Below are 11,917 nucleotides of genomic sequence, written 5' to 3' on the forward strand. Positions count from 1 at the left end.
CGCGTCTCACTGGGGCCCGCATCGTTTTTCGGTGCGGGCCTCTTTTGGTTGCTCGCGCAGTTCCCCGCGCCCCTGACGGGGCGCGGGGAACTGCGCGACCAGCCCAAGCCGGCCCGCGCCTACCCCAGATACGGCTCGAAGTCCCAGTAGGGACGAACCCGTTGGCGCGCCGACAACGTGTGCGGGTGCTGCGCACCCAAGGTGCGCGTCAGCCGCTGGAGCGCGTCCTCCTCGACCTTCCCCGCCTCCTCGTGCTGCCGGAGCCCTCGCAAGTCCATGGCGAGGGCGACCTCGCACGACAGCGTGAACGGATGGTCCTGCCCCAGCGCGTGCCGTGCCCGCCTCAAGGTGCTCCGGCTGAGTTCCTCCGCGCTGTCCAGGCGGCCGTTGAAGTTGCGGCCGGCGGCCGCGTTCAGGGCGCAGCCCAGGACCGCGGGGTGGTCCGTGCCCAGCGTGGCCGCCAGGCCCGCGTACGCCTGCTCGAACAGGGTGAGGGCGTCGGCCCGTTCGCCCGCCGCCTGCAGGATGAGGCCCATGTTGGACTGCATCCCGGTGCTGATGGGGTGTGCGGGCCCGAGCAGTTCGCGGAAGGCGTGGTCGCCCTCCAGGATGAGGTCGCGCGCGTGGCTCAGGTCGCCGTGCTCGCGCAGGTAGTTGCCGTAGTCCACGACGAAGGACGTCGTGGCGTAGTGGCGGCGCCCGTGGACCTGTTCCATCTGCTCCAGCAGACCCGCCATCGCACCGCCCACGTCCTGGAGCGTTCCGGCGCGCCGTTCGCAGAGCACCAGGTTGTGGCGGGCGCGCAGGGTCTGCGGGTGCTGCGGGCCGAGGACCTGGATGTGCATCCGGACCACCAGCTCCTGGCGGGCCAGGGCGTCCGCGTAGCGGCCCATCAGGCGCAGGTCGCGGGCGCAGGAGAGGCCGGAGACGAGGGTGGCGGCGTGCCGGGTGCGCAGCAGGGCCTCGCGTTTGCGCAGGGTCTCCAGGTCGATGTCGTACGCCTCGGCGTAGCGGCCGAGCAGCCGCAGGCCGAGGCCCAGATTGTGCTGGGCGAGGAGGGTGAGGTAGTCGTCGGGGCCGAGCAGCCGCAGGGCCGTGTCGAGGACTTCGCGCTGCATCTGCAGGGCCTCGGCGTACTGGCCGAGGTACCGCTGGTCGGCGGCGAGGTTGCTGGTGGCGGTCATCAGGGCGGTGGGGTCGACGCCGGCGGTGCAGCGCAGCCGTTCCAGGACGGCGCGGTCGAGTTCGTAGGCGGCGCGGAAACCGCCGTGGGAGCGCAGGATGTTGGTCTGCTGGGTGGTGAGGTCGAGCATCCGCGGGTGCTCGGGCGGGAAGATCTCGGACCACTGGGTGCGGATCTTCTCGGCGAGTTCGGCGCCGAGGCGGAACTCGCCGCTGCGGAAGCAGTAGCGCAGCAGATTGAGCACCGTCTCCTGGACGCCCGCGTCGTGGCTGGCGAGCGCGCCGGAGGGCTCCAGGTGGGGCAGCAGCTCGGCGTAGCGCGGCCACAGGCGGCTGTCCTGGGGGTTGCCGGGGTCGGCGGCGGCGAGCATCCGGCGGACGACGCGGCGGTGTTCGCGCTGCTCGTCGGGGGCCGTGAGGCGGGAGACGATGTCGTGGACGAGCCGGTGCATGTGCACCGACTCCTGTTCGGGGCCGGGTTCGCCGGCCAGGGCGGTGCGGGTGTCGCGGGCGCTGATGACGGAGTAGCTGACGAGGGTGTCGAGGGCGCGGGTCCAGCTGGGCAGGTCGCCGGCGAGCCAGGCGAGGCCCTCGGGCAGCTGGGACGGCGGCAGGTGGCGCACGAGCCCGATGGGGATCCGGCCGGGGGCGAACGACGTGCACAGCGACAGGAGTTCGACGGCGTGGGGCTGGGCCTCGCGGAGCCGGTTGATCAGTATCGACCAGGAGGTGAGGGACGAGCGCGAGATGTTGTCGAAGCCCGGCTGGTCGGCGAATCCGGCGAGTTCGCCGGCCCGCACCATGCGCAGGTAGTCGGTGACGTCCATGTCCGACTCGCCCAGCCAGGCGGCCGCCTGGACGAGCGCGAGGGGGATGTCCTCCAGCTCGGTGGAGACGGCGTCGGCCTCCTCCGCGGTGATCCGCGGGGCGCGGCGCATCAGGTAGCCGGTGGACTCGTGACGCTGGAAGCCGGGGATCTCCAGGGACGTTGCGCCGGCCTCGGCCCAGCGGCGGTTGCGGGAGGTGATCAGCACGTGGCCGGCGCCGTCGGGCAGCAGGTCCGCGGCGCCCTCCGGGTCGTCCCAGCCGTCGAAGATCAGCAGCCAGCGGGGGTAGGGGTCGCCGCGGCGCAGCGCCTCGTGGACGGCGCGGATGCGCTCGCCGGGCTCGGAGCCGGCGATCAGGCCGAGTTCGGGGGCGAGTTCGCCAAGGCGCTCGCGCTGGGTGCCGCGGGTGTCGGAGTTGACCCACCAGACGACGTCGTAGTCGGAGCTGAAGCGGTGGGCGTACTCGGCGGCGAGCTGGGTCTTGCCGATGCCGGGCATGCCGACCAGGGCGCACACGGCGGTGCCCTGGTCGGCGTCCATCAGCTGTTCCTGGAGGGCGTTGAGCAGGTCGTCGCGGCCGGTGAAGCGGGCGTTGCGGCGGGGGACCTCGCCCCAGACGGCGGGCGGGTCGTTGGGGTAGCGGGTGCCGGGGCCGGGGGGCAGGGAGCGGCGGGCGGGGCCGGCGGGGAGGCCGAGCCGGCCGAGCAGCCGGCGCTCGGCCTCCTGGGCTCCCACGCCCCACAGTTCGACGGGCTTGAGGACGACGGTGGCGGGCAGCAGCGGGCGGTTGGTGAGGTTGACGGCGGCGAAGCGGTCGGCGTTGAGGGCGACGATGCCGCGCAGGGCCTCGGCCCACTCCCCCTCGCGGCGCGGGCCGAGGGCGAAGAACCAGTCGTCCAGCACCAGCAGGATCCGGCCGGGGCCGAGCAGCAGGTCGCCCAGGTAGTCGTCGAGCGGCACCTCGCGGCGCGGGTCCCAGCGGTGCAGGACGACGGAGTGGCCGTGGCTCTCCAGACGGTGGGCGATCCAGGTGCCCCAGGGCCGGTGGAACCCGGCGAAGACGATGACGAAGCTCTCGCCGGCCTGCACCGAACCGCTGCCGGAACCCTGCCGCTGCGTGCTCATCGCCCGTCTCCCTCGTTCCTTCGCGGCGCTCCGGCCGACCGGCCGGCTTTGCCCCAAGATTACCGTACGTCACTGGAATGTGACGTTCCGCCGATCGTCGCGGACGGGTCCACGGACCGCCCCAGGCCCACGAGGTGCTGCTGCATGCAGGCCGCGAACTCCCGCCCGGCGGGAGTCAGTTCCCTGGATTCAAGCAGCAGGGGCAGGACCTGCGCGACCTGCTTGCGGCAGGCGTCACCCCGTGCCACGGCCACGCTCCGCACCGTGGGGGCGAGGCCGTCGCGGCGGGCCGCCCGGGTCCAGAAGTCGGCCAGGGCCAGGTGCGCGTACGTGCCTTGGAGCACGCCTTCGAAGGGCCGCGGGTCGGGGCGCCAGGGGACCCGGTGGACGGCGTGCGGTCCGGCCCGGTGCAGCGGTACGAGGTCGTGGAGCACGGCCAGTTTGCTGTGCTGGGTCTCGTGGACGAGGACCTCGGCCAGGTCCGCCGCGGTGTCCGGCAGGGTGCAGAGCACCGCGCCGGGGGCGGACCGGAGCGTGGCGCTGACCTGGAGTGCCTTCCGACCGTCCTGGCCCTGCGGCCCCGTGCGGGCGAGCGGCACCAGACAGCGCAGCAGGGCCGTGGTCTCCGCGGCGCGCAGCGGGTCGGCGAAGCGCAGCAGGGCCAGGGCCGCGCGCCAGCGGGGCAGCCAGGGCTGGACGGCGGTGGCCGAACGCGGGGCGGCGGGCAGGGCGGTGTGGCCGACGCCGCCGGGCGGGGCGCGGTGCGGGTCCAGGTCGTCCAGGTACCCGGCGCTGCCGGGGAGCGGGCGCAGGCCGCGCCAGCCGGTGCCGCTGCCGTGCACGCGGCCGGCCGCGCGGTGCAGGACGGGGCCGGGGGCCAGGTGGGCCGCGGGGCCGTGGGCGGTGAGGCGGACCATGGGGGCGTCGCAGCCCAGCAGGCCGATGCCGGGCAGGGCCAGCAGACCGCCGGGGGCGGGCAGTTCGAGGGTGAAGTCGGTGCCCGCGCGCAGGGCGGCGGACGCGGCGACGGCCCCGAACCGGTCCAGGAGCCCGGCCAGTTGCCCGCCGTCCTCGGCGGCGAGGGTACGGGCCAGCCAGTGACCCACGGCCGGGTAGTCGAGGGTGCGGCGCACCGAGTGCGGGTGCAGCGATTCGGCCTGCTCCAGCAGCCTCCAGTGCTCCTCGAAGCGTTGGCGGACGGGGACGGGCACGGCGCCGGGGCGCCGCTCCAGGCGGGTCAGCAGGGACTTGAGCAGCACCAGGCGGCGGCTGTGCACCCCGCCGAGCAGCAGGGCGACGTCGCCGTGGGCGGACCGGGTGCGGGCCAGGCGCGCCAGGGCCGGGCCGGCGGGCCGGGGGCCGGGCGTCATCCGCGCGCCCGGCCGCCCTCGGTACCGCACGAGTACCAGGTCTCCCCCAGGTCCGCCGGGTGCTGCAGGGCACGGTCCACGACGGCCGCCAGGGCCGGGTCCTGCTCGGTGCGCGCCGCACGCAGCGAGCGCAGGCTCATCCCGGTGAGGTCGGGCAGCGGCAGCGTTCCGCTCTCGTGCTTCGGCACCCTCTTCTCCTCCCTGCCGCCCGCCGCGGAACGGCCCCGCGGCTGCACGGTTCTTCCCAGGCCCCGTCACCCGGAAACGCGTTCGAGCCGCCGGATGCTGTTCCGGTTGGCCTCGACCTCGTCCCACGGCACCTCGGCCAGCCGGTCGGTGAGTTCGTGCCAGGCGCGCTGTGCGTCACGGTAGGCGGTGAGGGCGGAGCGGTGCAGTCCCATGCCCTCCAGGACGGTGCCGTACCGGTGGGCGGCCCGGGCCGCGACCAGGTACGCCTCCGCGGTGCGGGCCTCCTCCACGGCGGACGCGAACGCCGCGGCGGCGTCGGCCTGCGGCACCGCCCCGCGTGCGGACAACGCCAGCCGCGCCTCGCCGAGTTCGAGCCACGCCTCGGCCCGGACGATCCCGTCCGGGCCGCGCCGTGCGGCCTGTTCCAGCAGATGGCTGCTCTCGTACAGGTCGGGCAGGAAGCCCTGCCGCCGGAACCGCAGCACCAGCGCCCGCCCGAGCAGCAGTTGCGTCCGCGACAGCAGGGGCGACCGCCCCGGACTCATGACGAACGCCTCCCGCAGCACGGCCTCGGCGCGGGCGACCGCCTCGTCCGCCCCCTCGGCGGCTGCCGCCACCGCGAACCGGTCCGGCCCCATGGCCTCCTGAGGAGTGACGGGCACCACCGGCGTACCGTGCGGCGGAGTCGACAGGTCGGGGCCACGGGACGACGGGGGCGCCTCGGCGGAGGCGCGGCGCAGCAGCGACTCCCCCCATTCCGTGAGGAGTTCGCAGCGCTGCACGCTGTGGCGGTCCGTGAGGGCCACCGCCGCCGCGTAGGACTCGTCCGCGTCCGCCGGCGCCTCGGCCACGTCGTAGGCGCGGGCCTGTTCCGTCAGGCAGGCCAGCAGCTGGAGGTCGTCCGTGGCCGCGGCCGCGGCGCGGACCAGGACGGCGATGGTCTCCGCCGCGGGGGCGCGGGCCAGGCGCTGCGCCCGGGCCAGGTCGGTCAGGGCCGCGCAGCGCTGTGCGGGCGGGGCCTCCGTGGTGTCCAGGAGGTCGCAGGCGATGCGGAGTTCGGCGGCGGCCTCGTCCGCGTGTGCGGCGCCCAGGTCCAGCAGGACGCGGCCCAGGCGCAGGTGACGGACCGGGCGGCCGCCGGGGAGGGCACGGAGTGTGCGGGCGGCGGTCAGCAAGTGGTCGCGGTTGCCGTCCTGTTGCCAGCAGGCGTGGTGCGCGGCGGCCAGCTCCAGGGCCGCCTCGGTGTGCCGGGGACTGCCCGCGGCGGTGTGCCCGTGGGCCTCGTCGAGCAGGGTGACGGCCTCGGCCAGGACGTCGCGGTGCGCCTGCGCGTCGCCGCGCACCGACTCGGTGCCGGCCAGGGCCAGCAGCACTTCGCCGAGGACGATCCTGGCCCGTATCCCGTCGGCCTCCCCCTCCGCGGCGAGCGGTGCGACCGCCGCCGGGCCGGCCAGGGTGCGGGCGCGGTGCAGCAGGGTCGGGTCGGCCTGGACCCGCCACAGGCGCAGCAGCCGCTCCGCCTCGCCGACGGGGCCGCTGCCCACCGGCACGGGCCGGTACCAGCGCACCACGCGGGCGGGGATCTCCGCGAACAGCTCGGGCTCCGCGGCCCCCGACAGCAGCCGCTCGGGGCCCGGCGCCACGGGCTCGTCGCCCGCGAGCTGCGCGGCCGCGAGGGCGGCGAAGTTGCGGGCGCCCTTGCCGAAGTGCCGCTCCACGTAGTCCGAGCAGTGCTTGAGCACCAGGGCCGCCGCGCTGCGGTCGAGGTGGCGCAGCAGCATCTCCCGTACGCCGTCGGCGAACTCGTACCAGCACGAGGCCGCGTCCCGGCCCGGGGCCGCGCAGTCCTGCTGGTCCGGGAGGCGCTGCAGCAGCCCGCCCAGCAGGACTTCGGCCAGTTCCATGGGCCCGGTGTCGGGCAGCATCGCGCGCTGCACCACCTGCATCACCGGCAGCGTCAGCGGAACGGCGGCCAGGTGCACGGCCAGCCGCAGCGCCCCGGGCGAGGCGCCCGCCCGGAACGTCCGGAGCAGCCGGTCGGCGTCGCGGCCGGCGCACCCGGCGGGCGCCGGCCGGGCCGGGTGGTCCGGCAGCAGCCAGCCCGCGGCGCCGTGCACGGCCGTCCGGCCGGGGCCGGACAGCAGCCGCGCCCAGCTGCCCAGCGCCTCGCGCGTGGGCAGCAGGACGGGCACGGGCAGCGCGCCGGGGCCGGGCAGCGAGCCGTAGCCCTCGGGTTCGAAGCCCAGCCGGCCGCCGGGCCCGGGGTCGCGCACCAGCGTGCCGCCTCCCGCGGGCAGCGCCGTCCGCGGCCACAGCCGTGGCGGCAGCGGCTGCACGACGGCCAGCGGCGAGCTCCGCGACCAGTGGTGCAGCAGCCGCTGTGCCCGCCCCTCCTGCCACAGCGGCCCCACGCAGTCGCTGACGACGAGCGTGAGCCGCTGCCCGGTCGGGTCGCGGAACTGGTCCGCGGGCCGCGGCCGTTGGCGGCGTCCCGCAGCGGGCGAGGCCGACGTGCCGACGAGCGGCGTGCCGTCGTCCGCCCGGTGCAGATAGCGCACCTGGACGTCCCGGAAGACGCCCAACTGGGCGCAGGTCTGACGCAGTTCCTCCAGCATCCGCTCCCAGACCACCATGGACGGCGAGGCGTCCATCAGCAGCTGCATGGACGCCGCCCGCCGCCCGCCCCGCCGGAAGACGGGGTGCAGGACGCCGGTGCAGGCGCCGCGCTCGGCGGTGGCGTCCTCGTCCAGCGGCCCCCGGACGCGCGCGGCGGCCGGCCGGTAGCCCCGCAGCGGCCGCAGCGCGCGCTGCAGGCCGAGCAGCCCGGGCAGGGAGGCGGCCATCGGGACCCGTATCGGAAACGCGTCCACGCCTCCGCCGGTGCGCCCGCCCCGGGCGTACAGCTGTACGGGACCGGTGCGCTCGGCGAGCCGCGACGCACCGGAGCGGTCCGCCGGCGGGTCACCGTCGTCCGAGCCGGCCGGACGGGTCACCGCGTCCGCGTCCTCGGCGGCCCGCTGCGCACCGCCGTCGACGAACGCGGGGGCCGGCTGCTGCACTCCGGTCTCCGCCGGGTGCCCCGGATCCGCGGGGACCGGGTCCGTCCACTGGGCCAGCCACACCGCGTCCGCGAGCTCCTCCGCCGTGAGCTCCCAGGACGCGGCCCGCAGCCGGGCGACCAGCTGCCCCAGCGGCTGCTCGGGGGGCGGCGCCGTCATCTCATCACCTCGGACGGTCGAGTGGCTGCATCAGCATTTCGGCGAGCCGGTCCCGCGTGACCCGTTCGGTGCGCGGCGCGTGCTGGGTGAGGAAGAGGGCGTTCAGCAGCTGGTCGGCGGCGATGACCTCGCCCGGCTCGCGGTCCAGGAAGCGCTGGATGAGGGCGTCGCCGTCGGTCACGGCGTCGTCCCCCAGGTGCGCCCGCACCATGGCGGTCAGCTGCTCCTCGCCGGGCGGTTTCAGGTCGAGCTGGATGCAGCGCCGCAACAGGGCCGCGGGGAAGTCGCGTTCGCCGTTGGAGGTGAGCACGATCAGCGGGAAGGTGGTGCAGCGCACCCGCCCGCCCTGGAGCACGGCCCGCCCGCCGTCGTCGGTGAGCACCTCGACCTCGGGCTCCCGGTCGGCGATCCGCTCCAGCTCCGGAAGCTGGAACTCCCCTTCCTCCAGGGCGTTGAGCAGGTCGTTGGGCAGGTCCAGGTCGCTCTTGTCGAGCTCGTCGACGAGCAGCACCCGCGGCTGCGCCGCCGGCAGCAGCGCCGTGCCGAGCGGGCCCAGACGGACGTACGAGCCGATGGAGCGCCGCTCCCCGCCGTCGCCCCCGGCCCGCTCCAGCTGGACGTCCTGGAGACGGGCGATGGCGTCGTAGTGGTAGAGCCCGTCGCGCAGCGTGGAGCGGCTGACGATGGGCCAGCGCAGCACCCGGCCCAGGCCCAGCTCGTAGGCGACGGCGTGCGCCAGCGTCGACTTGCCGGTGCCCGGGTTGCCCGTCACCAGCAGCGGACGGCGCAGGTAGAGCGCGGCGTTGACGGCCTCGACCTCCTCGGGGCGCGGGTGGTGGTTCTCCACCAGCCGGCGCAGCACCCCGAGCCGGCGCGCGGCGCTGGGATCGGTGGCGGCCCCCGCGTCGGGCGCCGTCGCGGCGAAGTCCCGCCAGGGCGGGGGCGGCGGCAGCCGCCGGATCCCGTCGTGCGGCAGGCCCGCCCCTCGGTAGATGCGCCAATCGTTCACGCGTGGCTCCTCACGGCTGATGGTGACCTCGGGGGTGTCCGATGGGCCGCCGCTCCCCGACCGAAGGTACCGGCCGCCGGAGCCCCGCGCACCGCCATCACGACGCCCCGGGCCAGGTGCCGGGTGCGTACAACGGCGTGTCGGGCAGCGGCGGATGGTCCGGTGAGTCCAGGAGCAGGGCGATCGACTGCGCCCACTGCGCCCCGGGCTCGATCTCGTCGGGATCCCCGCAGGCGATGCGGAGTTCGCGTATCCGGTGGGGCAGCCCCTCGGCCGTGCCGGCCTCGCTCACCAGGCGGGAGACCTGTGCGTGGAAGTCGGCGCAGTCGCGGTGGTCCGGGGCGCAGCGCCGCCAGATCGCCACCGCGTGCCCGGCGGCCAGCGCCGCCTCCATCGCGGTGGCCCCGGAGCCCGCGGCCGCCTCGCCGCAGTAGACCGGCACCGCCGTGTCGGCCACGAACGACAGCCTCCGGTACGTCGCACGCCCGGTCTCCCGGCGCGGGCTGTCGTGGCCCGGCTCCGGCACCTCCCTGCGCAGCGAGACGGCCGTCAACGGACCCGAGGCCGCGGCCTTCCAGCGCCGGCGCCACTCCGGTATCGCGGGGAAGTCGCGGCGGCGCCGGTCGCGCACGACGACCACGCGGCGCTGCCCCAGCGGCATCGTGTACGGGTCGATGCCCGAGGCGGACCGGCCCGGCGGCGTCAACTCCCAGGAGTCGAGCGGCACGTCGAACAGCTCGCGCGGCAGCACCACGTGCAGGGCGGCCAGATGCTCCCCCACGTCCCCCAGGCTCAGCGCCTCGGCGATCGGCCGGCGCAACGCCTCGTGCAGCCCGTCCCGCGGAGCGCCCTCCTCGTCGAACGTCAGCGGGGTCACCAGGTCGTCCTCCAGCAGGAGTTTGACGCGCCAGGGGTAGCGGGCGCCGTAGAGCACCTCGTCGACCTCGACGATCACATCGGCGCGGGCGCGCGTCGGGGCGTCGGCCGGTGCGACGGGCCGCGACGGGCGCTTGTCCAGGTCGACGGCGTCGGGCCGCGGTTGGCGGTGCGGCACCGGTCCGTCCGGGCCGTCGGGTGCACCGCCGTGCAGGATGTCGTCGATCTCCCACCGGATGACGTCGGTGAGGGGCTCGGCGTGGTTCTCCAGCCAGGTCCCGACGTCGCGCAGCAGCTGTGCGTCCACCGCCGGGCCGGACCGCCCCGGCCGGCCGAGCTCCGCCACCACCAGGGCCGCGTAGAGCAGCACGGCCTCCAGCTCCAGGTCCCGCCCGGGGCCGCGGCCCGCCTCGCGGCCGTCGGCGTCGTCGCCGCCGCGCACGTCGTAGAGCAGGCCCACGCCCTCGCGCCAGCTGCGCGGGTCGTGCTCCACCCCCGGCTGGTACGGCCCCTGGATCACCCGGCGCTTGGCCCGGTCCACCAGCCTCATGACCTCGGCGGGCGTGCCGGGCGGCGGCAACTCGGCGAGCCGGGCGAAGAGATGGGCGCGCAGCACCGGGGTGAAGCTGTCGGCCGCGTGCAGGCGCTGGTCCTGCTGCAGGCCAGTCCAGCTGCCCATGCCCAGGGTGCGGTAGCGGAGCAGATGGTGGCGGTCGTGGGCCCGGACGACGGAGTGCAGCAGGCTGCGACCGGGGGCGTCGTCGGCGACGCGGCGCAGCGCCGTGATGGGCACGGCCAGGCCCGCGGTGTCCTTGCCGCGGCCCTTGCTCATCCCGATCACCGCGCCGCGGGCGGTGTCCACCACGGGCCCGCCCGAGCAGCCGGCCACGGGGATCTCGCCGCGCAGCAGCATCGCGTTGCCCTCGGTGCCGTCGCCGCCGGAGGCGATGCCCACGCCGAAGCGCAGGGCCGGCTCGCCCGTCTCCAGCGACCAGCCGTGCAGGCTGACCGGGGCCGGGACGATCGTCGAACGGTCGCTCAGCCAGAGGCACTCGGCGCCGTCCGCGTCCGCCACCTCCACCAGGGCGAGGTCCGGCAGGGGCCAGCGGCGCGGCGGGGAGGCGGGGTCGTCCGCCTCGGGCAGCACGAGCGCGACGCGGCCCTGCACCGTGCGCTCGTCCGCGTCGGTGATGTCGATGGCCGTACCGCCGCCGAGCACGCCGCCACCCCCGTTCCCCACGACATGGGCACAGGTCAGCACCCAGCCGGGAGCGATGAAGAAGCCACTGCCCCAGAACCCGGTGCCGCTTCGCTCATACCCTCCGCCCGGCGCGGAAATGCGTACGACCGACCGGCGCGCGGGGCCGTCCCAGGCGCTCAAGGAGCAGCCGGGGTCGCAGGTTCCCGGGCGGCGAGCTCTGCCCGATCCGCCTGATTCCAGGTGAGCCGCACCGTGATCGACGCTCTGCCCTCGCCGTCCGCGAGCAGGCTGATGACCTTGCCGGCCTTGGCCGACAGCTCGATCCCGAACTCGACCTCGACCTCCTGCGGGGCCGCTGCCGCGAGGCCCATGCGGAGCGAGCCGACGACGCCGCGGACGACGTCGGACAGGCCGTCGGTCATCTCGGCGACCCGGCTCACGGCGCTGGAGTCGGCGTAGCCGCCGTCCCCCGCCGCGTCCTCGTCGAGTTCGTGCGCCTCCGTGATCCGTGCCCAGACGACGGTGCCGTCGTCCAGCCGGACCTGAGCGATCCCCTGAGCCACGCGTCCCACCCCCCGCTAGCCGCGATGATGCAGCAGGCTAGTCGGGACCTATCCTGGGCCTCTACCCGTATGACTATGACTGACGGAGAGCGCGTTGTACTTCACCGACCGCGGCATCGAGGAGCTGGAGAACCGGCGGGGCGAGGACGAGGTCACCCTCGGCTGGGTCGCCGAGCAGCTCCGCACGTTCGTGGACCTCAACCCGGACTTCGAGGTGCCGGTGGAACGTCTGGCGACGTGGTTGGCGCGCTTGGACGACGAGGACGACGACGAGTAGGGCGGTTCGCCCGCGCCCCGTCAGGGGCGCGGGGAACTGCGCGACCAGCCGTAAACGGCCTGCAGGCGACAACGGACCGG

Annotated in this window: 8 protein-coding genes; 1 reads left to right on the forward strand and 7 read right to left on the reverse strand. The window is 75.6% G+C overall.

Features of this window, described 5'->3' with window-relative positions; all coding sequences use genetic code 11:
- Positions 1-119: 119 nt before the first annotated feature.
- The 7 genes from fxsT to ACLHRZ_RS21925 all read right to left on the reverse strand — a co-directional run bounded on the left by fxsT (position 120) and on the right by ACLHRZ_RS21925 (position 11,560).
- Positions 120-3,134, reverse strand: coding sequence for an FxSxx-COOH system tetratricopeptide repeat protein (fxsT, locus tag ACLHRZ_RS21895; RefSeq protein ID WP_490420184.1), 3,015 nt, complete (start codon positions 3,132-3,134; stop codon positions 120-122).
- A gap of 59 nt (positions 3,135-3,193) precedes the next feature.
- The gene (locus ACLHRZ_RS21900; RefSeq protein ID WP_490420185.1) at positions 3,194-4,504 is read right to left on the reverse strand and encodes an aKG-HExxH-type peptide beta-hydroxylase; all 1,311 of its coding nucleotides are present in this window, start codon (positions 4,502-4,504) and stop codon (positions 3,194-3,196) included.
- Positions 4,501-4,692, reverse strand: a complete 192-nt coding sequence (locus ACLHRZ_RS21905; protein WP_490420186.1) for an FxSxx-COOH-like cyclophane-containing RiPP peptide — start codon at positions 4,690-4,692, stop codon at positions 4,501-4,503. Before ACLHRZ_RS21905 ends, ACLHRZ_RS21900 begins: the two co-directional genes overlap by 4 nt.
- 66 nt (positions 4,693-4,758) lie before the next feature.
- On the reverse strand, positions 4,759-7,911 hold the full coding sequence (locus ACLHRZ_RS21910) for an SAV_2336 N-terminal domain-related protein (protein ID WP_490420187.1): 3,153 nt from the start codon (positions 7,909-7,911) through the stop codon (positions 4,759-4,761).
- A 4-nt stretch (positions 7,912-7,915) separates the two neighbouring features.
- Positions 7,916-8,920: an AAA family ATPase gene (locus ACLHRZ_RS21915; protein WP_490420188.1), complete on the reverse strand. Its 1,005-nt coding sequence runs from the start codon at positions 8,918-8,920 to the stop codon at positions 7,916-7,918.
- Positions 8,921-9,017: 97 nt separating this feature from the next.
- Positions 9,018-11,036: a VMAP-C domain-containing protein gene (locus tag ACLHRZ_RS21920; protein ID WP_490420189.1), complete on the reverse strand. Its 2,019-nt coding sequence runs from the start codon at positions 11,034-11,036 to the stop codon at positions 9,018-9,020.
- 137 nt (positions 11,037-11,173) lie between these two features.
- Positions 11,174-11,560 carry a CU044_2847 family protein gene (locus tag ACLHRZ_RS21925; protein WP_490420190.1) on the reverse strand — a complete coding sequence of 129 codons (387 nt, stop codon included), beginning with the start codon at positions 11,558-11,560 and terminating at the stop codon, positions 11,174-11,176.
- 94 nt (positions 11,561-11,654) lie between these two features.
- Here ACLHRZ_RS21925 and ACLHRZ_RS21930 point away from each other — a divergent pair, with 94 nt between their 5' ends.
- Positions 11,655-11,837 carry a DUF6104 family protein gene (locus ACLHRZ_RS21930; RefSeq protein WP_358349821.1) on the forward strand — a complete coding sequence of 61 codons (183 nt, stop codon included), beginning with the start codon at positions 11,655-11,657 and terminating at the stop codon, positions 11,835-11,837.
- Positions 11,838-11,917 lie beyond the last annotated feature (80 nt).

The sequence above is a fragment of the Streptomyces sp. AM25 genome, from assembly GCF_058146165.1.

What these genes read in the sequence shown, in the direction of transcription:
- ACLHRZ_RS21900 (WP_490420185.1), bottom strand. Translation starts at nt 4,504, where the DNA reads ATGACGCCCGGCCCCCGGCCCGCCGGCCCGGCCCTGGCGCGCCTGGCC.
- ACLHRZ_RS21910 (WP_490420187.1), bottom strand. Translation starts at nt 7,911, where the DNA reads ATGACGGCGCCGCCCCCCGAGCAGCCGCTGGGGCAGCTGGTCGCCCGG.
- fxsT (WP_490420184.1), bottom strand. Translation starts at nt 3,134, where the DNA reads ATGAGCACGCAGCGGCAGGGTTCCGGCAGCGGTTCGGTGCAGGCCGGC.